The sequence below is a fragment of the Rhodobacter sp. CZR27 genome (genome assembly GCF_002407205.1).
Taxonomy (GTDB): domain Bacteria; phylum Pseudomonadota; class Alphaproteobacteria; order Rhodobacterales; family Rhodobacteraceae; genus Cereibacter_A.
This window is the reverse complement of sequence record NZ_CP023548.1, coordinates 3,300,083-3,320,374: the sequence shown is the minus strand read 5'-3', so window position 1 is coordinate 3,320,374 and position 20,292 is coordinate 3,300,083. Positions and strand designations below refer to the sequence as shown.

At 68.0% G+C, this 20,292-nt stretch carries 19 protein-coding genes; 5 read left to right on the top strand and 14 right to left on the bottom strand.

All coding sequences use genetic code 11. The features are described from left to right. Positions 1-7 precede the first annotated feature (7 nt). From CK951_RS16110 to fliL, 10 genes are all read right to left on the bottom strand, one after another. On the bottom strand, positions 8-337 hold the full coding sequence (locus tag CK951_RS16110; protein WP_096787089.1) for a hypothetical protein: 330 nt from the start codon (positions 335-337) through the stop codon (positions 8-10). Then, positions 334-1,416, bottom strand: coding sequence for a flagellar type III secretion system protein FlhB (gene flhB, locus CK951_RS16105; protein WP_096787088.1), 1,083 nt, complete (start codon positions 1,414-1,416; stop codon positions 334-336). Before flhB ends, CK951_RS16110 begins: the two co-directional genes overlap by 4 nt. Further along, positions 1,413-2,189, bottom strand: coding sequence for a flagellar biosynthetic protein FliR (locus CK951_RS16100; protein ID WP_096787087.1), 777 nt, complete (start codon positions 2,187-2,189; stop codon positions 1,413-1,415). Before CK951_RS16100 ends, flhB begins: the two co-directional genes overlap by 4 nt. Further along, positions 2,186-4,258 carry a flagellar biosynthesis protein FlhA gene (gene flhA, locus CK951_RS16095; RefSeq protein ID WP_096787086.1) on the bottom strand — a complete coding sequence of 691 codons (2,073 nt, stop codon included), beginning with the start codon at positions 4,256-4,258 and terminating at the stop codon, positions 2,186-2,188. Before flhA ends, CK951_RS16100 begins: the two co-directional genes overlap by 4 nt. A gap of 4 nt (positions 4,259-4,262) precedes the next feature. Further along, complete coding sequence (locus CK951_RS16090) at positions 4,263-4,952, bottom strand: transglycosylase SLT domain-containing protein (protein WP_096787085.1); 690 nt, start codon at positions 4,950-4,952, stop codon at positions 4,263-4,265. 68 nt (positions 4,953-5,020) lie between these two features. Next, positions 5,021-7,117 carry a hypothetical protein gene (locus tag CK951_RS16085; RefSeq protein WP_096787084.1) on the bottom strand — a complete coding sequence of 699 codons (2,097 nt, stop codon included), beginning with the start codon at positions 7,115-7,117 and terminating at the stop codon, positions 5,021-5,023. Next, positions 7,117-7,986, bottom strand: coding sequence for a flagellar motor stator protein MotA (gene motA, locus CK951_RS16080; protein WP_096787083.1), 870 nt, complete (start codon positions 7,984-7,986; stop codon positions 7,117-7,119). Before motA ends, CK951_RS16085 begins: the two co-directional genes overlap by 1 nt. 56 nt (positions 7,987-8,042) lie before the next feature. Continuing rightward, positions 8,043-8,606, bottom strand: a complete 564-nt coding sequence (locus tag CK951_RS16075; protein WP_096787082.1) for a MotE family protein — start codon at positions 8,604-8,606, stop codon at positions 8,043-8,045. Further along, the gene (locus CK951_RS16070) at positions 8,603-8,989 is read right to left on the bottom strand and encodes a hypothetical protein (RefSeq protein ID WP_096787081.1); all 387 of its coding nucleotides are present in this window, start codon (positions 8,987-8,989) and stop codon (positions 8,603-8,605) included. The genes CK951_RS16075 and CK951_RS16070 overlap by 4 nt, the downstream gene beginning before the upstream one ends. A gap of 9 nt (positions 8,990-8,998) precedes the next feature. After that, positions 8,999-9,487 (bottom strand): flagellar basal body-associated protein FliL, encoded by a 489-nt coding sequence (fliL, locus tag CK951_RS16065; protein ID WP_096787080.1) that lies wholly within the window; start codon positions 9,485-9,487, stop codon positions 8,999-9,001. 119 nt (positions 9,488-9,606) lie between these two features. Here fliL and fliF point away from each other — a divergent pair, with 119 nt between their 5' ends. The 4 genes from fliF to fliP are packed head-to-tail and all read left to right on the top strand — an operon-like array spanning position 9,607 to position 12,758. Next, positions 9,607-11,190 (top strand): flagellar basal-body MS-ring/collar protein FliF, encoded by a 1,584-nt coding sequence (fliF, locus tag CK951_RS16060; protein ID WP_198402374.1) that lies wholly within the window; start codon positions 9,607-9,609, stop codon positions 11,188-11,190. Then, the gene (locus tag CK951_RS16055) at positions 11,190-11,783 is read left to right on the top strand and encodes a flagellar biosynthesis protein (RefSeq protein ID WP_096787078.1); all 594 of its coding nucleotides are present in this window, start codon (positions 11,190-11,192) and stop codon (positions 11,781-11,783) included. Before fliF ends, CK951_RS16055 begins: the two co-directional genes overlap by 1 nt. Then, positions 11,776-12,042, top strand: a complete 267-nt coding sequence (locus CK951_RS16050; protein WP_096787077.1) for a FliM/FliN family flagellar motor C-terminal domain-containing protein — start codon at positions 11,776-11,778, stop codon at positions 12,040-12,042. The genes CK951_RS16055 and CK951_RS16050 overlap by 8 nt, the downstream gene beginning before the upstream one ends. Beyond that, positions 12,042-12,758: a flagellar type III secretion system pore protein FliP gene (fliP, locus tag CK951_RS16045; RefSeq protein ID WP_096787076.1), complete on the top strand. Its 717-nt coding sequence runs from the start codon at positions 12,042-12,044 to the stop codon at positions 12,756-12,758. The genes CK951_RS16050 and fliP overlap by 1 nt, the downstream gene beginning before the upstream one ends. Here fliP and CK951_RS16040 read toward each other — a convergent pair. Continuing rightward, complete coding sequence (locus CK951_RS16040) at positions 12,749-13,774, bottom strand: MarR family transcriptional regulator (protein ID WP_096787075.1); 1,026 nt, start codon at positions 13,772-13,774, stop codon at positions 12,749-12,751. The genes fliP and CK951_RS16040 overlap by 10 nt on opposite strands. 132 nt (positions 13,775-13,906) lie before the next feature. Here CK951_RS16040 and CK951_RS16035 point away from each other — a divergent pair, with 132 nt between their 5' ends. Then, a complete protein-coding gene (locus CK951_RS16035; protein WP_096787074.1) occupies positions 13,907-16,759 on the top strand; it encodes a PAS domain-containing protein in 2,853 nt (950 codons plus the stop codon). On the opposite strand, the gene CK951_RS16030 is transcribed toward CK951_RS16035, so the two are convergent. From CK951_RS16030 to flgK, 3 genes are read right to left on the bottom strand one after another with little or no spacing between them, the layout of a single operon-like run. Further along, positions 16,735-17,832, bottom strand: a complete 1,098-nt coding sequence (locus tag CK951_RS16030) for a flagellar basal body P-ring protein FlgI (RefSeq protein ID WP_096787073.1) — start codon at positions 17,830-17,832, stop codon at positions 16,735-16,737. The two genes, CK951_RS16035 and CK951_RS16030, sit on opposite strands and share 25 nt — an antisense overlap. Continuing rightward, positions 17,832-18,830, bottom strand: a complete 999-nt coding sequence (locus CK951_RS16025) for a flagellin (RefSeq protein ID WP_096787072.1) — start codon at positions 18,828-18,830, stop codon at positions 17,832-17,834. The genes CK951_RS16030 and CK951_RS16025 overlap by 1 nt, the downstream gene beginning before the upstream one ends. After that, positions 18,831-20,282, bottom strand: coding sequence for a flagellar hook-associated protein FlgK (flgK, locus tag CK951_RS16020; RefSeq protein ID WP_096787071.1), 1,452 nt, complete (start codon positions 20,280-20,282; stop codon positions 18,831-18,833). Positions 20,283-20,292: the final 10 nt, after the last annotated feature.

Sequence of the window (20,292 nt, the reverse complement as noted above, 5' to 3'; positions counted from 1 at the left end):
CCCCGGCTCAGCCGAGCCTCGCCTTCAGAAGCCTCAGGGCCTCGGAACGGGCGAATGCGGTCCCGGCCGAGGCCTTCTTCGTTGCCCAGTCCGCCGTCTGCCGTGCGAGGACGAGGTTGATCTCCGCCCGCCGCCGATCGGCCCAAGCCTGATAGCGCAAGCTCGCCCTGGCAGCCAAGAGGGGATCCAAATCGTCGGCCGGGGCGCACTCCAGCGCCTGAAGCCGATCCAGACTCTCCTGCCGAAGACTGGCGGCACGCTGCAACTCGGCCAGTCGGACGTCGAGGATCATCTGTGCAAGCCCTTCGAGCCGCGCGATTTCCTTCTGGTGTTTCATGGTCTGCGTCCCCTTGCCTTGCGCCGGATGGTCTCGGCGAACCGGATCGCGGCCGCGACGGCGCGATAGTGCTCCGGCCGGATCTCCTCGCCGATGCGGACCGAGGCGTGAAGCGCCCGCGCGGTCGGCGGATCGCGATGGATGGGAACGCCTGCCTCTGCAGCGCGCTCCCGAATGCGGGCCGCCACCTCGTCCACGCCCTTGGCAAGGCAGACAGGCGCGCGACGGCTGCCGCGCTTCCACTGCAGTGCCACGGCGTAGTGGGTGGGGTTCACCACGATCACATCCGCTTTCGAGACGTCCTGCAACATCCGGTTCGTGGCCACGTCGATGGCCTGTCGCCGCCGCTGCGCCTTCACATGAGGGTCGCCCTCGGAGTCCTTCATCTCGTCCGCCAGCTCCTGCCTGGACATCCGGTGGCGCCGGAGATGCTCTGCCCGCTGCCACAGATAGTCGCCCGCCCCGATGGCTGCCGAAAGAAGCACCACCAGAAGCAGGAAATCCAGCAGCAGGTCGAGCATGACGGCCGTTGCGATCCGCGGCTCCATGCGGAGCAGGCCCAGGATCTCCTCGGAGCGCTGCACGACGCAGACCCCGAACAGCAGGCCGACGGCGAGCAGCTTGACGAAGCTCTTTGCGAACTCGAACAGGCCATTGCGCCCGAAGCGGTTGCGCCATCCCGCCAGCGGCGAGATCCGCTCGAGCTTCGGCTGCAGCTTCTCGGGGGCCACGACGATCGAGCGCTGGACCGCCATCGCCCCGATCGCCGCGGCGGCCGGCAGCAGAAGGATCGGGCCGACGGGGATCAGGACGCTGAGAAGAAAATCTCCGGTCGGCGCGGTCCCGGCACCCAGGAACTGCCGCGACAGACCGTCCGCCTGGCCGAGAAGGATCGCCCCGACCGTACCCAGCTCCGTCATGGTCCGGCTGCCAAGCCACAGGCCGGCCAAAAGAAAGCCCGCATAGGCTGATGCCGTGGCAAGATCCTGCGACTTCGGGATCTCTCCCTTCCGCCGCGCCTCATCCAGCCGCCTTTGCGATGGCTCGTGCGGCTTTTCCTCATGGTCGGACTCGCTCATGGGGCCTGCCCGAAGGGCGAGGCGAGGAACCTCGCCAGCGCCTCCAGCCAGAGCGCGAGTGCGGCCGGTGCCGACAGGAGAAGCAGGGCAAGTCCGCCGAAGGTCAGGGCGGGGGCGCCGACAAAGGACACCATCAGCTGAGGCATGGCGCGGTTGATGATGCCCAGCGCGACGTTGAACACGAAGGACGCCGCCACGAAGGGCATGGCCAGGCTGAAGCCCAGCGTGAAGGTCCGGGCGATCAGGTCAAGCCCCCAGGCCGAGGCATCCACCGCATCCGGCAGGCGCCCGGCCGGCAGGAGGTCGTAGGAAAGAATGAACAGCTCCGCCACCTGCACGTGAAGACCGCTTGCCACCGCGAGGGCGAGCCCCCCCATGGTCAGGAGGTTGCCGATGACCGGCTGCGGCTCGCCTGCGGTGCCGCCGAACAGTTGGGCCAGGGATGTGGCCTGAGCCGCGATCGATCCTGCCGTCTGGAGGGCAAGGACGAACAGCCTCAGGCCCATTCCAAGCATGAGCCCTGCCACGGTCTCGGTCAGAAGAAGCGTGATCGAGCCATCGAAGTCTGGCACACGCTCGCCCACCGCGGGGAACACCACGGCGGTGAAGGCCAGGGCCAACGCAAGACGCACCCTCTGGGGAACCGCCATCTCTCCGAATGCAGGCAGGATCGCCATTGCGGCGCCCACCCGCAGGAACACGAGAAAGCCGGACCGGAACAGCGCCTGGGCCATCTCCGCGAGCTCGGTCAGGCTTTCGATCAGCGGCGTCATGCCGGCACGGTGCCCACCATCGAGGCGCGGGCTTCCGTGCCGATCTCGTCGTAGGACAGCACGGGCACGCCCAGACCCTTCGCCGCGGCCACCGCCCTCAGGAAGCGGCGACGCAGCGTCGAGGTGACGAGCGCCGGCTGGATCCCGTGATCTGCGGCCCGCGCCAGCCGCTCTGCCAGCCCGTTCGCCAGGCGACTGAAGGCCTCGGGGGGCAGCGCCACATCGCGGAGGCCGCGGTCCGCCTCGATCTGATGGGCCAGGAAGGTCTTCTCCCATTCCGGTGCGAGCTGGATCAGGGGTATCGTTCCATCCTCGCGCTTCAGCTCGGCCACGATCTGGAAACCCAGCCGCTGGCGGACGTGTTCGCAGATCGCCTCGGGCGAGTTGAGCGTCCGGACCTCGGCGATCGCCTCGAGGATCAGCGGCAGGTTGCGGATCGACACCCGCTCCTCGAGCAGGAGTCGCAGCACGTTGAGAAGCAGATCCATCGGGACGCGATCCGGAACGAGCTCGTCGAGGAGGCGGCGGTTTGCCTCGGCGCGGACGCGATCCGTCAGGTTGACGAATTCGTCGAGCAACCGCCGCAGGCCCTTCAAAGTCAGAAGACGTGCGAGATTGCCCTTCATGATCTCCAGCAGATGCGTTGCCAGCACTTCGGCGGGCGTGACGACGGTCAGCCCTGCCAGCGCCGCCTCCTCCTGATGGTCGGGCAGGATCCAGCGTGCGGGCGCGCCGTAGACGGGCTCGCGCACGTCCACGCCTTCCGGCGCATCGACTCCCTCCATCAGCAGGACGAGCGCACGGTCCGGCATCAGCCGGTCGCGCACGCGCTCGACCCCCTGCAGGCGGATGCGATAGGTCCCGGGGGGCAGCATCACCTCATCGGTCACCCGGATCTCGGGAAGGATGAGGCCGAACGCGCTCGCGATGTGATTGCGCATGTTGGTGATGCGCGCGTCGAGTCCGGTCGCGGGATCGAGCACCATGCCGACAAGATTCGGCGCGAACTCGATGTGGATGTCGTCGAAGTCGAGGACATCCCCCATCGGACGCTGGAGCGGCTTCTCGGCTTCGTGCACTGTCTCCGCGGGAGTCTCGACCCTCCGCGATCCCATGTAGGCCAGGGCCGCCAATGCCACGGCGGCGATCATGAACGGGACGAAGGGCAATCCCGGCACCAGTGCGAACAGAGCCATCAGGAGAGCCACGGTTCCCAGGGCGCCCGGGTAGCGACCGAGTTGCTGAAAGAACGAGACGTCGGCAGATCCGGAACCGCCACCGCGGGCGAGGAGGAGCGCCGCGGCGATGGAAATGATCACGGCGGGGATCTGGCTCACCAGACCGTCGCCGATCGTCAGGATCGCATAGGTCTCGAACGCCCGGCCGACTGGCATGTCATGCATGAACACGCCGACGATAAGGCCGACGACGATGTTGAGCGCGGTGATGAGCAGGCCGGCAACGGCATCACCCTTCACGAACTTCGACGCGCCGTCCAGCGAGCCGAAGAAGTTGGTCTCCGCCAGCTCCTTCTCGCGCCGGCGCTTGGCCTCGGCATGGTCGATCGCGCCGGCGGACATGTCGCTGTCGATCGCGAGCTGCTTGCCGGGCATGCCGTCCAGCGCGAACCGTGCCCCGACCTCGGCCATTCGACCCGCGCCCTTCGTGATGACCACGAAGTTCACGATGAGCAGGACACAGAAGATCACGACGCCCATCATGACGCTGCCGTTCATGATGAAACTGGCAAAACCCTCGATGACATGTCCCGCCGCGTCGGTTCCCGTGTGCCCGTTGCCGATGATGAGCTTGGTCGACGAGATGTTGAGCGACAGCCTCAGCATCAGCGACGCGAGAAGGATGGTCGGGAAGGCAGAGAAGTCCAGCGGACGCTCGATGAAGAGCGTCACGGTGAACATGAGGATGGCGAGTGCGAAGGAAAGTGCCAGGCCGACGTCAAGCATCCAGGCCGGAATTGGAAGGACCATCATGACGATGACGGCCATCAGCGCCAGCGCGAGCAGGACGGTTGGCTGGAACAGGTCGCGGGGCGAGAACGATCCGGGCATTGCGTCAATTCCCGAAGAGGGGTCTGGGCGCGCCATCGAGCGGAACCAGCGAGCCCACCGCTCCGACACCGCCTGCCCGGAGCAGCGGATAGCCGTTTACGCGAACGGCTCCCGGCTCCGGTGCCGCGGTCTCCGGCAACCCCGCATAGAGCCGGTCGAAGCGGTCGCGGTAGCGCGCGGCAAGATCCGGTGTCGCCGAGTGATATGCTCCGGCAGCCATTGACCAGTCACCCGATTTCGCCTGCAGGTCCTTGAGATACCGCGCGGCGTAAACCGCATTCGCCCGGGGGTCGAACATCTCGCGGGTCGAGGCGAACGCTCCGGCATGCCAGCGGTGGTTCAACTGGAAGCACCCGACATCGAAGTTGCTTCGGCCGGACTGGATGGTCGCCTCGACGAAGTGCTCCGCCTCAGCGCGGCTGGGGAACCAGTGCCCCTCGCCGGCGACGTTGACCGCCCAGGGCCAGGGCTTCAGCTTTCCATCCTCCAGCGAGCGCCCCGTCTCTGTCAGGGTGATGGCCATAAGCACATCGCGCGGCACGCCGGTTTCCCGCGCGGCCAGCGCGGCCGCATCCTCGCAAAGCCCCGCATCGCGGGCACTCGACCCGGCGCTGTGGGAGAACGCAGCTGACAGAAGGACGACCGCGACGGCACATATTCTCATGGCCGTTCGCGCAGAGCCGACATCGCTCATCAGGGTTTCACCCTTTGTTCCGGTTTGCTTCCGCAGTATCGGCGAGGAGTACTAGGAAATCGTTACGTTCATTGGCCCGGCTGACCCAGCAGCGCCTCGATCCGCGAGCGGTCCGACGCGCTCTCCTCGACCAGTGCACGACTTCTCGCGAGCGGGCCTGCGAGTTCCCCGTCGATCGACGTCGCGGCCGGAGCCGGTCCCTGCGTCTGAAGCGGCGCGGGCGATTCGGGAACCGCAGTGGGCACGGGCAGTGCGGGTGGAACCCTCCCGGCGGGTGTGGCAGGGAGCCGGCTCCTCGCGGTGTCGCGCAGCCTGTTCGCCTCCTCGCCCTCCAGCCCGGCGAGCGTTCCCAGCGCCTTCGCGGCGTCACGCTCCTGCAGCGCGATCCTCGAGAGAAGGAGGCGATCCTCCGGCTCCGTAGCGGGGGCCGCATCCAGCCAGCGTTCTGCCGCGGCTGCGAGGCCAAGACCGAGCAGACGATCAGCCAGTTTCCGCCGCGTGGCCACGGGAAGATCGGGAACCTTGTCCTCCCTTGCAAGGACGGCTTGGGCCAGGAGCTCGCTGTCGGGTCCGGCATCCGCGAGAAGCCTCCAGACGTCCGCATCCGCCTCCGGCGCAAGATCGCGACGCGCGAAGGCCGTCTCGAAATCACCGGTCGCAGCCAGAGCGAGGCGGTAGGCGCGGCCCAGCCGCCTGCCGATCTCCGACCCCGGATTCTCGTGAAGCATGGCGGCGAGCGCGATCACGTCCTCGGCGGTCGGCGTCTTGCCAGCGGCGACCTGCCGCTCGACAAGCAGGGCGAGCGCCTCCGCGCCCGTCGGCCCGCTCTGTCCACTGACGGAGGCGAGCTGCTCCAGCGGCTCTGGCCTGCCCTCGGCCACGGCCAGGCGCGCCTCGGTCAGGACGGCGGCCTGACCGGCATCCCCTGGCGCGCGTAATACGGCATCCTGCACGGCACGGGCGCCGGCGGGATCGCCGCGCGCCATGTAGTCTTCGGCCAGGCGCGGCCCGAGGTGGCGGCGGAGGTGAGTCGGAAGCGCGGAGAAGGTCCTCAGCACGGCGGGGCTGTTGACGGAACGGGTGCCGGAGGGGGGATCCGAGAGGACCGACCACAGCGCCGCCGCCGTGTCGCAGGTTGCCATGCCGGCGAACGCACCTTCCGGCACCCGTTCACCGTCAAGGATCCGCGCCAAGGCATCCCAGACCGGCCTGTCGCTCTCAACTCCCGGGAATGTGGCGAGCAGCTGCCGCGCTTCCGCACCGAAGCCCAGACTGAGGTAGAAGCGGACCGCCTTCCCCAGCGCTTCCGGCTGGATGTCGTCGAATTCCCCGGTCAGCCCCGCGAGCGCGGTAGCCATCTGCCGTGCGACAGGTTCCTCGGTGCTCCAGGACGTGACGTCGATCCTGTCGTCGGCGATGCAGTCCGACCCTGCGGCAGTGAGATGCTCCTGCGGCCGATCCGCGGCGGCGGGTTCGAAGCCGGGCTCGCGCAGCACCTGCATGTGAGGCGTAGGCGCATCATCCTCGGGGCGGGTCGGCGCGGGTGGCACCTCCGTCGCGAAGTCGACGGCTCCGGCCGCGGCGCCGCGGCTCAGCTGTTCGACGAGCGATTGCCGCATGGCGTCCACGGCAGGCTGGTTCATTCCGACCTGCAACTCGACGGTCGGTTGGGGCGCATCGGCCTTCCGCCAATCATATGCCTGCGTCGGAGCAGCGGGACGCGAGCGCGGTCGCACCTGTGCCAGCGCCGGCGTGCCTGGCGGCGGCAGCGGTCGCTCGTACGTCGATTCCGGGGGAGCCGCCCCATCATGGATGTCGAGGACGATCACGCCGGGCCGGACCTCGACAGGCTCCACGTGACAGGAGCAGCCGATGCCGAGATGCAGGTCGCTTTCGGACGCCGCGCGCAGAGAGGCGAGGCGCTTCCGGTTGATCAGCCGGAAGGCCTTGGAAAGATCGAAGCTGCGTTGCCCGGGAGAGAGGCGCAGCGCGTAGCCCTCTGGGGTCCGTCCAAGCTGCCAGTGCCGGATCGACGGATCCTCGACCACCACGCGGGTGAAGCCGGGGTGCTCTCCCGTCCGGATCGCCACCTCGGAGGCGAGCGCTCCCTGACAGAGGGCGGCAACCGCGGCCGACAGTGCCGCCGCGCGGGACAGGCGGGCCATCAGGCGGCCTCCTGCTTCAGCGCCCTCAAGGCTTCTTCCAGATCGGTGAAGCTGGGGCGCACGTGATGCGGGGTGTTCTGCCGCCCCACCTCGATGCACATGTTGGCAGGATGGTTGTGCAGGTTGGCGATCAGCACCTCGCGGATGAGGTTGTAGAAGTGATCATCCTCCTCGACCACCGCCCGCATCCGCACCGAGAACGGGCCGACGATGCCGTAGGCGAGGAAGACGCCCAGAAACGTCCCGACCAGGGCGCCGCCGATCATCTTGCCCAGGATCTCCGGAGGCTGGTCGATGGAGCCCATGGTCTTGATGACGCCGAGCACTGCCGCGACGATCCCCAGCGCGGGAAGCGCGTCGGCCATCGACTGCAGCGCATGGCTGGAATGAAGGGCGTGTGCCCGCGCCTTCTCCATGCGCTTGTCGAGAACCTCCTCGACCTGGTGCGGGTCATCGTAGTTCATCGATGCCGCTCGAAGCGTATCGCAGATCAGCTCGATCGCCTCATGGTCGTGCTGGATCCTCGGATACCGTCCGAAGACCGAGGAATCCTCGGGGTTCTCGATGTGCTCCTCGAGTCCGACGGGGTTCACCTTCGCGATCCGCACCAGCTCGAACAGAAGGCAGAGCAGGTCGCGATAGTCGGACGGCTTCCACTTCGGCCCCTTGAACACCTTGCCGATGTCCTTGAGCGTCTGCTTGACGGCGGACATGTCGTTGGAAAGCAGGAAGGCGCCAACGGCAGCCCCGCCGATCATGATCATCTCGAACGGCACCGCCTTGAGGATGATCCCGAGCTTGCCGCCGGCAAGCATGTAGCCGCCGAACACCATCACGAAGATCACAACGATGCCGACGATCCCGAACATTCCGATACTCCCGCTTCTGTTGCCCGCGAGGTTCGCAGGGCGCAGTTAAGAAAGCCTCACTCCGTGGGAGCGAGTGCGTTCCTGCCGGCAAGAAGGACGCTGACGCTGTAGGCCGCCTCGGCCGACATGCCCGACAGGATCGCGGCCGCCGGTTCGGGCCGCATCCGACCGATGAAGCCGGCCGCGAACTCGGGCGCCATGGCCTCGAAGAGCGCGGCCGCCTCCTTCGGCTTCATGGTCTCGTAGACGGAGGTGAGCCGGGAGAGATCGCCCTCCGCGGCGCCGTCGGCACGCGCCAGCGTCTCCGACAGTTCCGCCTCAGCCGCGGCAAGTTCATCGAGCCGCTTCCGGATCGTCCGGTCGGCACGGTCGAGTGCGGCCTTGCGCTCCTTCATGGAATCCTCCTGCGCACGGACCTGGGCTTCGCGCTCGCGAAGGGCCTCGGCCAACGCCAGGGGCGGCTCGGGGCAGGTGAGCGGTGCGCCATCGACAGGCTTCTCCGGCGCCCGCGCCATGGCGGCCCCGATACCGGAGCCCAGCCGCATCGCGCCCGACGAGGCCAGCAGGAGCGCAAGCAGCACGAGGGCGCCTCGCGCCCGATGTCGGCTCCGGTCGCTCATGAGCCGATCTCCGCATCCTCGCGCAGGCTGCGGCGGCGGACGAAGCGCAGGCGGCGTTCCGCCTCGGCATCGGCGTCCGCCCGCGGCTCTGGCGGCTTGTCGGGCAGGTCATGCATGGACGCGAGGAGCAGTTCCAGCCGAACGGCCACGCCCTCTGCCCGCTCGGTCAGGGTTTCGAGCGAGCTGGCCGAGACCACGGCCGCCCCACGCGCCTTCTCGAGCGCCCGCGTCATCTCGTCGACCTGCGCCGAGAGCACGGCAATCGCGCTGCCCATGCCGCCCTCGAGCGTCGAGAACCGCTTCAGCCGCTGCGACAGGACGTAACAGTAGAGCGCCGCGCCAAACGCGCCGCCGGCCATCAGGATATCCGCGATGAATTCCACTCCCACCTCCTAGTTCAGCACGAATTCGGTCACGAGAAGGTCCCTCACGCGACCTTCCCCGGTGACGATCTGGATGCGACGCAGCATCTGCGCCCGCAGTTCGACCAGTGCGGCGGGATCCTCCAGCCGGGACACCTCCACGGCCCGCAGATAGCCGTTCAGCACGTCGAGGATCCTCGGCAGCAGCAGCGTCACCTCGGGAGCCGCCGTCTTCGACACTTCAAGCTGCGCCGTGAAGCGCAGGTGGGACATCGACGAGCCGCGACCGAGGCTGATCACGATCGGCTCGATCGGCACGAAGGCGAGATCCGGCAGCGCGGCGGGTTCCGGTTCCGCCGCATGATCCGCACCCTCGGCCGGGGGGGCCAGGATCAGGCCCGACCAGGTGGCGTAGAACCCGCCCGCGCCCAGCGCAAGCGCAAGCACGAACCCAAGGACAAGCGGCAGCTTCGACCGCTTCCTCGGCACCTCGCCCTGGGAATCCCCCACGTCCGTCATGATCGACTCCGTCCTCTCGACGGGCCGATCTATAAGCCTGATCCTCCTAACCGATTGTTAAGCCACATCCGTCATTCCTGAGCCGGCGAGGCAGAAGCCAGCCAGTTTCGGAGACCGAAGTGCAGAACCTGATTTCAATCTGGAGCAGCCTCGACGGTCGTCGGCGCGCGATCATCGCGGGGACGACGATCGCCATGTTTCTCGCGATATTCGGGCTGTCCCGCATGTCCGGCCAGCCGCAGATGGCCCTGCTCTACGCGGGTCTCGAAGGGTCGGCCGCGGGCGAGGTGATCTCGGCGCTGGAGGCGCAGGGCGTCGCCTACGAGGTGCGGGGCGATTCGATCCACGTGGATGCCGCGCAGCGGGACCAGGTCAGGATGACCCTTGCCGCGGAGGGTCTGCCGGCAACGGGCGCCGCGGGCTACGAGCTGCTGGACGGGCTGTCGGGTTTCGGCACGACCTCGCAGATGTTCGACGCCGCTTACCTCCGCGCGAAGGAGGGCGAGCTTGCCCGCACCATCCTTGCGACGCCCCAGGTGAAGGCCGCCCGCGTGCACATCGCGCAGAACCCCTCGCAGCCGTTCCGCCGGGACGCGCGCTCGACGGCGAGCGTGACCGTCACGACGTCTGGCGGGACCCTGGCGGCAGAACAGGCACGGGCCTTCAAGCATCTGGTCGCCTCGGCCGTCGCGGGCATGCAGCCGGAGGACGTGTCGGTGATCGACAGCGTCGGCGGGCTGATTCTCTCGGGCAACGAGAAGGACGCGGCGGCGGCCGCCGGCGAGGGTCGCGCGACCGAGATGCGGCGGAATGTCGAGCGGCTTCTGGAGGCCCGCGTCGGTCCGGGACGGGCCGTCGTCGAGGTGAGCGTTGATGTCGAGACCGCCAGCGAATCGATTGTCGAGAAGAGCTTCGACCCTCAGGGCCGCGTGCCGATCTCGTCGGAGACGCAGGAGAGGACAAGCTCCTCTACCCAGCCCTCGCCTGACGTCACCGTGGCGTCGAACCTGCCCGAAGGGGATGCCGCGGGCGGCCAGGGCGGCAAGACGAACTCCAGCGAGACGCGGGAGACGGTGAACTTCGAGGTCTCGCAGAGGCAGCGCGAACTGCTGCGCCAGCCCGGCGCCGTGAAGCGGATCACGGTGGCCGTGCTCGTCGATGGCATGAAGACCGTCGGGCCGGATGGTACCGTCACATGGCAGCCGCGCCCCGAGGAGGAACTCGAGGTGCTGCGCGAACTGGTCGGCTCCGCCGTAGGCCTGGACGAGCAGCGCGGCGACCGGCTGACGCTTCGGTCCCTGGCGTTCGAGACGCCGCCCGAACTCGGGACGCTCGCCGAGGCCGGACTGCTGTCGTCGATGGAGAACTTCGATCTCATGAGCGCGATCCAGATCGGGGTTCTTGGGCTGGTGGCGCTTGTGCTCGGATTGTTCGTGGTCCGGCCGATCCTCACCACGCCGCCGCGCCTGCCGGAACCCCTTGCCCCGCTGGCCCTTCCGGCTGTCGATGACGGCAGCGCGCTGACCGGCGAGATTGACGACGGCAACGACCTGCCCAACTTCGCGATGGTCACCTCCGATCCTCTCGATCTCGATGAGGATACCGATCCGGTCGCCAGGCTCCGCCGGCTGATCGAGGAGCGCCAGGCCGAATCCGTCGAGATCCTGCGCGGCTGGATGGAACCACAGCGGGAGGGCTCGTGATGGCCCTGCGACTGGAGGTCTTCGAGACCGACCTGCCCGAAGCTGCCGAGGTCATCGTGACCGACGCCGCCACCCTGGAAGAGGGCCGCCTTGCCTCCTACGAGGAGGGCTACAGCGCCGGCTGGGAGGATGCCACCACTGCCCAGGCCGAGGATCAGGCGCGGATGCGAAGCGACCTTGCCCGCACCATGCAGGCTCTCGGTTTCACCTACCACGAGGCCCGGATGCACGTCCTGCGCGCGGTTGAGCCGCTGCTTGCCGCCGTGATCAGTCGCATCCTGCCGGATGTGGCGCGCGAGGCGCTCGCGCCGATCGTGCTCGAAACACTGATGCCGCTTGCCGAACAGATGGCGGAGGCACCGGTAACGCTGATGCTGAATCCGGCCTCGCGGCCGGCGGTGGAGGCGCTGCTGGAAGAGGCGACGGGGCTGCCCCTCACGCTGGTGGACGAGCCGACGCTGGGCGAAGGTCAGGTCTCCCTGCGTCTGGGCGCGGCCGAGACGCAGGTGGATCTCGATCGCGCCGTCGCCGAGATCGCCCTCGCCGTGCGCAACTTCTTTGACCTCAGCGAGCAGGAGATCCGCCATGGATGAGTCCGATCAGAATCCCTTCAGCCAGGTCCCGATCGAGATCTGCATTTCCGTCGGGCGCGCCCGGCCGCAGGTGCGCGAACTCCTTCGCCTGCAGCGCGATGCGGTGCTGCCGCTTGACCGGCGCGTGGACGATCCGGTTGAGCTCTATGTCGGCGACCGGCTGATCGGCCGGGGCGAGCTTACGGAACTGGAGGGCGAGCAGGCCGGCCAGCTTGCGGTGCGCCTGACGGAAGTCGCCAACCTGCGGGGTGGTCTCTGATGAGGCTGCTGCCGGCCGTCCTTCTGCTGATCGTGGCAGCCCTGCCCGCGGCCGCGCAGGATCTTCCGGTCGATTTCGGCGACGGCGGGTCTCTGACCACCCGCAGCATCCAGTTGATCGCGCTCATCACGCTGCTCAGCCTCGTGCCGGCGCTGGCGATGATGATCACCTGCTTTCCGTTCATCGTGACGGTGCTTTCGATCCTTCGCCAGGCGATCGGGCTGCAGCAGGCCCCGCCCAACATGCTGATCATCAGCCTGGCGCTGTTCCTGACGTGGTATGTGATGGACCCGGTCTTCACCGAGGCCTGGGTCAAGGGGGTCGAACCCCTGACTCGGAACGAGATCGACCTGAGGGAGGCGCTGACCGCCGGCCTCGCCCCGTTCCGCGGCTTCATGGCGGGACGCATCGACGGCGACACGTTCGCGGCACTTCAGGCATTGCGGCCGGACAGCACGGGAGAGCCGATCGACTCGCCCCTGTCGCTGCTCGTCCCGTCCTTCCTGCTCTCCGAGATCCAGCGCGCCTTCGAGATCGGCTTCCTGATCTACCTGCCCTTCCTGATCATCGACCTCGTCGTCTCCGCGGTCCTGATGTCGATGGGCATGATGATGGTGCCGCCGGCGGTCGTCTCCATGCCGTTCAAGCTGGCCTTCTTCGTGGTCGCCGACGGCTGGAGCCTGATTTCCGGCGCGCTCGTCCGCAGCTATTTCTGAAGGCGAGCGGTCCAGAGCCTGAAGCGCTCCTGTCCGGTGACCTCGCGGATGAGGCCGAGGGCCGCGAGCCGGTCGATGTTGCGCTGGACGGCCGCGCGGGAGGATCCCGTTTCAGCCTCGGCGACGGGCGCCGAGAGCAGCGGCCAGCGGGCGAAGGCGTCGAGCAGCCGCGAGGGCGTGCGCCCGGAGAGGCCCGAGATCTCGTCCGCGGCCCTGTCGCGCCACTCCTCAAGTTGATCGAGCAGCCGGAGAGCCGCCAGCGAGGCCTGTTCCGCCCCTGCATACCAGCGGGCCAGCCGCTCCTCGGGGGTGCCACCGGGACGCAGGGCGGCACTGCCGCCGGAGGCAAGCGGCAGGAAGCTGCCGGATCGTCCGTCCGCCGCGGCCAGCCGCGCCGCCACGACCGCAGCCTCGATGGGCGCGGTACCGGCATCGCCGATGATCAGGTTCCAGGAGTGGAACACCAGCGCCGCCCGGGTGATCGGGTGCATCCCGGTCGAGGCCGCATCCACCGCCTCCCAGTCCAGCGCCCGATCAAGCGCCGGCCCCCGGCCAAGGAAGGCCGAAATCCCGGTCGCCGGGCCGGGACCGGAGACCAGCCGGCGGGCCGCCCAACCGGCACGGGTGAGCGCCAGACTGTCCTCCTGCGGACCGCTGAGGCGGAGCGCGATCCACAGCGAGAGCCGGTCCGGCGTGACGCGGTCTCCCGCCCACCAGCTGAATTCTGCCGCTTCCACCACGCCCAGGCGCTCGCGCAGGCCGACCGGTGCCCGGCGCACCCTCTCGTCCAGCGCCCCGAGACGCTGGGCGACCCGGCCAAGGTCGGCCGCAAGAGATGCCTCGGCCCGCCGCCATTCGGCCGCCCGCAGCAGATCCCGCCGATCGGATCGCGGCAGGGGCGGTCCGACCTCCTCCTGAAAGGGATCGGCTGGCACGAACCAAAGATCCTCCTCCGCCGGGACCCCGTCATAGAGGGAGGGCGGGTCAGGCTCGGTGTCACGAAGGGGCGGCTTCATCGTTCGACCATAGCATCGCCTGCCGGCCGAAGGGAGGCTGCGGCTTGTCGCCGCACTTCGGATCTTTACCCTTGTCCGGAACATCGTCATCCTGCCCCAACCCTGGCTGCAGGGTTCCAACGGAGAGCCCTGATGCTCGTCGCCCTCGACAAGATTTTTGCCGACGACCCTTCACCTTACGTCCTGCTCGACCGCAACCTGGTCATGATCTGGGCCAATGCGGCCTATCTGCGCGCCACCGGCCGCACGCGGGAAGAAATCGTCGGGCACATGATGACGGACGTGTTTCCCGCGGATCCCGATTCGATCCCGCATCAGATGCTGCGCTCGTCCTTCCGTCGGGTTCTGGATGAGGGGCGCCCGGACCACCTTCCGCTGATCCCCTATCCGATCCCCGGACGCGACAGCCAGTTGGAGGACCGGTTCTGGAGCGCGACGAACACCCCCATCAAGGATGCGGACGGCCGGGTCGAGTTCATCCTTCAGAACACCAACGACATCACGGCCATCTACCGCGCCGAGCGGATCGCGACCCAGCCGAGCGACCAGGCGCGGATGATCCAGCGCGCCGAGGCGGTGGCGCGCGAGAACCTCGAACTCGGCAGCGCGGTGGACTTCTTCCGCAGCGTGTTCGACCAGGCGCCGAGCTTCATGGTCGTGCTGGAGGGTCCCGAGCATATCTTCCGGATGGTGAACCAGGCCTATGTCCAGCTGGTCGGGAAGCGCGACCTGCTGAACCGCACCGTTCGCGAGACACTTCCCGAACTGGAGGGGCAGGGGTTTCACGAACTGCTGGACGAGGTCTACCAGACCGGAACCGCCTTCACCCGGCGGGAGGCCCCGGTGCTGCTGCGAAGGCCCGACGGGGTCCAGCGCCGATATGTCGATTTCATCATGTGTCCGCTGCGCGGGCCCGATGGCTCGATGCGGGGCATCTTCGTGGAAGGCCACGACGTCACCGGGCAGAAGCTCGCAGAGGCGGAGGTGATCGAGACGCGGGAACGCTTCCGGCTCATGGCCCAGACCGTGCCGAACCATGTCTGGACGGCAACTCCCGAGGGCGATCTCGACTGGCTCAACGATCGGCTTCGCGACTACGCCGGCCTTCCGGCCGAGCGGCTGATCGGTGACGGGCTGATGGCGGTGGTGCATCCGGACGACCGCCCGCGGGCCGAGGACGTCTGGAGGGACGCCATCGCGACCGGCCGCCCGTTCGAGCAGGAGCTGCGCATCCGCAGGCACGACGGTGCGCACCGGTGGCATATCTCCCGCGCGCTGCCCATCCGCTCGGACGAGGGGCGGATCGTGCGCTGGGTCGGCACGAATACCGACATCGAGGACCGCAAGCTGGCCGAGGAGGCGATCGCCGACCTGAACGCGACACTCGAAGAGCGGGTGCAGCAGCGCAACCGCGAGCTCGAGGCGCTGAACGACACGCTCCGCCAGAGCCAGAAGATGGAGGCGATCGGGAACCTGGCGGGCGGAATTGCGCACGATTTCAACAACCTGCTGCAGACGGTCAGCGGAAGCGTGCAACTGGCCATGCGGGCGCTGCCGGTTGGCTCCGAAGCGCGGCCGAGGCTTGATCAGGCGCTGCGCGCGGTGGAGCGGGGCGCCACGCTCGCCTCGCAGCTCCTGTCCTTCGGCCGGCGCCAGCCGCTGGCGCCCCAGGTGATCCACCTCGGCAGGCTCCTCCATGACGCGAATCACATCGTGCGGAGCGCCGTGGGGGAAGGCGTCGAGATAGAGGTGCTCGTTGCCGCCGATCTCTGGAACACCTGTGTCGATCCGTCGAACGTCGAGACCGCGCTCCTCAATCTCGCGCTGAACGCCCGGGATGCGATGGAGGGGCGGGGCAGGCTGACCATCGAGATCGGCAACGGCTGCCTCGACCGCAGCTATGCCCGTGCCCATCCCGATGTGGAGCCCGGAGAATATGTGACGCTGACCGTCACCGACACCGGCTGCGGCATGGCCCCCGAGGTGATCGACCGCGTCTACGAGCCCTTCTTCACCACCAAGGCCGAGGGGCGCGGCACCGGCCTCGGGATGTCCATGGTATATGGGTTCGTCAAGCAGTCGGGCGGCCACATCAGGATCTGCAGCGAGCCGGGGGCCGGAACCTCGATCACCCTCTATCTTCCGCGATCGCTCGAAGCCGAGGATGTGGCAAGGTCCCTCGCGACCGGACCGATGACCGGAGGGTCCGAGACGATCCTGCTGGTGGAGGACGATAAACAGGTCCGGGCAACCGCCGCCGGCCTGCTGCGGGACCTCGGCTACCGGGTGCTCGAGGCGCCGGACGCAGACCGCGCCCTTGCGCTGCTCGAGAGCGGCGCACGCATTGACCTGCTTTTCACCGACGTCATCATGCCCGGCAGGCTCAACAGCCGGCAGCTTGCAGACCGGGCGCAGGCGTTCCATCGGAACCTGCCTGTCCTGTTCACCTCGGGATACACCCAGGACTCCATTGTCCATGGAGGGCGTCTCGACAGCGGCATCCACCTGCTGAGCAAGCCCTACACGCAGGAAGCGCTGGCTCGGAAGGTCAGGGAGGTCCTCTCAACGGGCCGGACCAACGGCAAGGATGAGCCCGAAGGGCTTGCCGGCTTGCGCATCCTCGTCTGCGAAGACGATGTCATCATCCGCATGAACCTGGTCGAAGGCCTCCGCGAGGCCGGCTGCGAGGTGGCCGAGGCGGGCGCGGGTTCCGAAGCGCTTTCTCTGCTGGCGGCTCAGGGGGCGGACGTGATGCTGGTGGACCTTGGCCTGCCCGACATGTCGGGCATCGACCTCGCCATGACCGCGCGCGCCGGGCACCCGGATCTTCCGATCCTGTTCGCCACGGGCGATGCCTTCGTGACCGAAGCGGAGAGCATGGCGCACACCGCCGTGCTGACCAAGCCCTTCGGCGACGACGCGCTTCTCGATTCGGTCGCGCGCCTGACCGGTCGCCGGCTTCATCTGACGATGAATTCGGCGTGAAGCGCGCCAGCCGCGTGGATGCTCTTGAGGATGTCGATCATGTCGTTGGGTGCCACCCCAAGCGCGTTGAGCCCCGCCACGACTCGCGACAGCGTGGTTTCGCCCTGGATCTCCGCCAGCCCGCTGCCCGGGTTCTCCTCGATCGAGGCGGACGTGCGGGGGACCACGATCGTCTCGCCCTGGCTGAACGGATTGGGCTGAACCACCATCGGCTGCTCTTCCACCCGCAGCGTCAGACCGCCCTGCGCGACGGCGACCCGGCTGATGCGGACATCCTCGCCCATCACGATCGTTCCCGATCGCTGATCGACCACGACGCGCGCAACCGTCTCGGGTTCGACGGTCAGGTTCTCGACCTGCTGCAGCACATGCGCGGGCGATCGCGCCCGCGCTGCCCCGAGGTCGAGGGCCACCGTCCCCGCGTCGAGCATCAGGGCGACCCCTCGACCGAGTTCCCGGTTGATCACCCCCTCGATCCGCCCCGCCGTCGTGAAATCGGGTGTGCGAAGGGCAAGCCGCATGTTCGTGAGGCCGGCGAAGTCGAACTCGACCTCGCGCTCCACCCGGGCTCCCTCCGGGATGGTTCCCGACGTGGGGACGCCCTGCACGACGCGCGCCGCCTGCCCCTCGGCCGAGATCCCGCCGGCAATGATCGCGCCCTGCGCCACCGCGTAGATCTGTCCGTCCGCCCCGTTGAGCGGGGTCATGACCAGCATTCCGCCGAGCAGGCTCTTGGCATCGCCCATTGCGGAGACCGTCACGTCGATCTGGGTTCCGGCACGGGCGAAGGGCGGCAGCGTCGCCGTCACGAAGACGGCGGCGACGTTCTTCGGCCGGTATTCCTCACCGGTCACGTTGACGCCCAGCCGCTCGAGCAGGTTGGACATGATGTCCTCGGTGAAGGGCGAGTTTCGCAAGCCATCCCCGGTTCCGTTGAGGCCGACCACGAGGCCGTAGCCGACCAGATCATTGCCGCGCACGCCGTCGAACCGCACGAGGTCCTTGATCCGGATCGGGGCCGCGGCCACAGGCAGGGCAAGGCAGAGGAAAACGAGGATGAGCCGGATCAGCATCACAGGTAATCCACCAGACTCATACGGCTGAGCCGCGTCGTCAGCTTGTAGAGCGTCTCGATCTGCGTCTGCGTCGCCTCGAGCTGGGTCGCCGTCTCATAGCTGTCCACGCCGAGCAATTCGATCCGCGCGATCTGGAGGGAGGTGGTCTCGGCGGCATTCGCCGTGGCGGCGGCCTCGATCCGCTCCTCGACCATACCGATGCGGGCGGCGAGGTCGATCCGGTCCGTCTGCCCCTGCAGGAGCCGCGCGCCCGCCGACTCCGCCAGGCTGGTCCGGCCGGCATCCGAGCCGGACAGCGCCCCGCGGTTCAGCATGGCGGCCAGCGCGAGGCCCTTCAGCGTCTCCTTGATCACGGAGTGCTGCGCCGTCACCTGCAGTTTCACGTTTTCAGTCGCAGAGACCGCGATCGGCGCCAGCGATGCGGCCTGGCAACTCATCGCCGCATATCCGCCCGCATTGTTGAACCAGGCGAAAACCGCCTGTTCGACATCCGCCGCCGAGGCGGCGCCCGCGATTGCGGTTTCCAGCGACGCGAGGATTACATCGGCATCCGCGACCGCAGCGGACTGCGGTTCGTTTCCCGCAAAGATCGAGCGATCGCCGATCCGGGTGTTCAGTGCCGAGATGGCCGACCGGAATGCGTCCTCCGCTGCGGTGCCAAGCTGATCGGTGGTCATCTTCATGCCGTTGGGAGAGAGGCTCGTCAGATCGAGTGCAAGATCCGACGCCGACTTGTTCATCGCGGACAGCACATTCTGCATGCCACTCGCGAGCAGGGTCGCCTCGCTGGTCACGGACTTCCTCGCGGCGAGAAGGGCGAGGCTGCTGTCGATGCCGTTGATCGACCCCAGGTCGCCCTTGACCTTCTTGCGGACGTCGGCGGTCAGCCCCGTCACGGTCTCCGTGGACAGCCGCTGAGCCTGGGATTTCAGAGCCACGTTCTGGCGCCGCAACATGAAGGTTCGGGCGAGATCGCCCAGAGAGACCGCGGTCATCTACATCTCCAGAAGGTGGTTGATCAGCTGGTCGCAGGCGGTGATCACCTTGGCATTGGCGGCATAGGCCTGTTCCAGCCGAAGCAGACGCTCGAGCTCCTGGTCGGTATCCACGCCGTCGCCCAGTTCGAGCGCATGAAGCTCATCGCGCCGGGCAGCAACGAAGCTGGCCTCTTCATCGGCCGAAAGAAAGGCCGAGGAGACGAGCGAGACCGTTTCGGTCGCAAAGCCGGCAAGGCTGTAGGCGCCCTCAATGCCGCCGGTAGACGCGCTCAGGCGCGCATCGAGGGCGGCTCCAATCGCATTCAGCAGCGTGGCGTTCCCGCTGGGTCCGGCGCTGGTGGCGTTCAGGCCGTCGCGCAGACACCAGAGATCACCGCCCCGGGACGGGTCGACCAAGACATTGACGCTCAGCCGGCCGGCAAGACCGGCTTCGTCGGCGGGGTCGAGGGCACCGCCTGCGTCGGTAAACAGTCCGGCATCGCCAACTCCGAGCGTGGGGTCGACGCTGGGGCTTGCCAGACGGTCGACAAGGCTGCGGGCCAGCGCGTCGAGCCGCGCCTGTTCCTGCGGGGCCAATTCGTCCCGGATGGCGAAGGCCGCGGCCAGCGACCCGCCGGCCATCAGCCCGGTTTCACCGGAGACGCGCACCGGCCGGCCGTTCAGCGTGAGACCCCCGAGCGCGCCATCGGCCAACCGATCCGTGGCGTCGATCCCCGGCTTGGCCGTGAAGCCGAACTCGGCAGCCCTTCCATCGAGAAGCGCGGCGCCCCCGGCGGTGAACAGGGCAATCTGTCCGTTCTCGCGCTGAACCTCGCGCAGCGGAACGATGCGTGCGATGCTGTCGACGAGCGTCTGGCGCTGATCCTCGAGCGCCGAGGCATCCCGGCCGACGCTGCGGACCTCGGTGATCTTCGCGTTGAGGTCCTTGACGCGGGCCAGGGTGGTGTTCAGCTGGTCGACCTGGGACGCGATCGAGGAGTCGGCGTCCTGGCGTGCCGTCTGCACCGCATCGGAGGCCTGGTTCAGGCCTCTCGCCAGTGCAGAGGCGGCATCCAGCACGTTCTGGAGACGCGCCGTCGACTCGGGCCGGCTCGCCGCGGCCACCAGAGAGGAAGACAGGGACGAGATCCGGGCCAGCAGCGAGCCATCCCCTGTATCACCGAGCGTGTCCGCCAGGCCCTGGTAGAAGGCGGCGCGGGTATCCCGATTGCCGGTACCGGCATCGGCCAGCCGCCGGTCGCCGACCAGCGTCATGTCGATCATCCGCCGGACGCCCACCACGCGGACGCCCTGCCCCTCGCTGCCCAGGTTTCGTGCGGCAACCTCCAGCTCTCGCCGCGCATACCCCTCGGTCAGGGCGTTGGCGACGTTGTTCGAGGTTGTTTCCACGCCGCGCGCCGTGGCGGTCAGGCCCGAGAGCGCGTTGGACAGGGCGCCGGTGATGCTCATCGCTCAGCCC

What these genes read in the sequence shown, in the direction of transcription:
- motA (WP_096787083.1), bottom strand. Translation starts at nt 7,986, where the DNA reads ATGTTCGGGATCGTCGGCATCGTTGTGATCTTCGTGATGGTGTTCGGC.
- CK951_RS16055 (WP_096787078.1), top strand. Translation starts at nt 11,190, where the DNA reads ATGGCCCTGCGACTGGAGGTCTTCGAGACCGACCTGCCCGAAGCTGCC.
- CK951_RS16110 (WP_096787089.1), bottom strand. Translation starts at nt 337, where the DNA reads ATGAAACACCAGAAGGAAATCGCGCGGCTCGAAGGGCTTGCACAGATG.
- CK951_RS16085 (WP_096787084.1), bottom strand. Translation starts at nt 7,117, where the DNA reads ATGGCCCGCCTGTCCCGCGCGGCGGCACTGTCGGCCGCGGTTGCCGCC.
- CK951_RS16030 (WP_096787073.1), bottom strand. Translation starts at nt 17,832, where the DNA reads ATGCTGATCCGGCTCATCCTCGTTTTCCTCTGCCTTGCCCTGCCTGTG.
- CK951_RS16075 (WP_096787082.1), bottom strand. Translation starts at nt 8,606, where the DNA reads ATGAGCGACCGGAGCCGACATCGGGCGCGAGGCGCCCTCGTGCTGCTT.
- CK951_RS16100 (WP_096787087.1), bottom strand. Translation starts at nt 2,189, where the DNA reads ATGACGCCGCTGATCGAAAGCCTGACCGAGCTCGCGGAGATGGCCCAG.
- flhA (WP_096787086.1), bottom strand. Translation starts at nt 4,258, where the DNA reads ATGCCCGGATCGTTCTCGCCCCGCGACCTGTTCCAGCCAACCGTCCTG.
- CK951_RS16025 (WP_096787072.1), bottom strand. Translation starts at nt 18,830, where the DNA reads ATGACCGCGGTCTCTCTGGGCGATCTCGCCCGAACCTTCATGTTGCGG.
- CK951_RS16050 (WP_096787077.1), top strand. Translation starts at nt 11,776, where the DNA reads ATGGATGAGTCCGATCAGAATCCCTTCAGCCAGGTCCCGATCGAGATC.
- CK951_RS16040 (WP_096787075.1), bottom strand. Translation starts at nt 13,774, where the DNA reads ATGAAGCCGCCCCTTCGTGACACCGAGCCTGACCCGCCCTCCCTCTAT.
- flhB (WP_096787088.1), bottom strand. Translation starts at nt 1,416, where the DNA reads ATGAGCGAGTCCGACCATGAGGAAAAGCCGCACGAGCCATCGCAAAGG.
- flgK (WP_096787071.1), bottom strand. Translation starts at nt 20,282, where the DNA reads ATGAGCATCACCGGCGCCCTGTCCAACGCGCTCTCGGGCCTGACCGCC.
- CK951_RS16035 (WP_096787074.1), top strand. Translation starts at nt 13,907, where the DNA reads ATGCTCGTCGCCCTCGACAAGATTTTTGCCGACGACCCTTCACCTTAC.
- fliL (WP_096787080.1), bottom strand. Translation starts at nt 9,487, where the DNA reads ATGACGGACGTGGGGGATTCCCAGGGCGAGGTGCCGAGGAAGCGGTCG.
- CK951_RS16090 (WP_096787085.1), bottom strand. Translation starts at nt 4,952, where the DNA reads ATGAGCGATGTCGGCTCTGCGCGAACGGCCATGAGAATATGTGCCGTC.
- fliP (WP_096787076.1), top strand. Translation starts at nt 12,042, where the DNA reads ATGAGGCTGCTGCCGGCCGTCCTTCTGCTGATCGTGGCAGCCCTGCCC.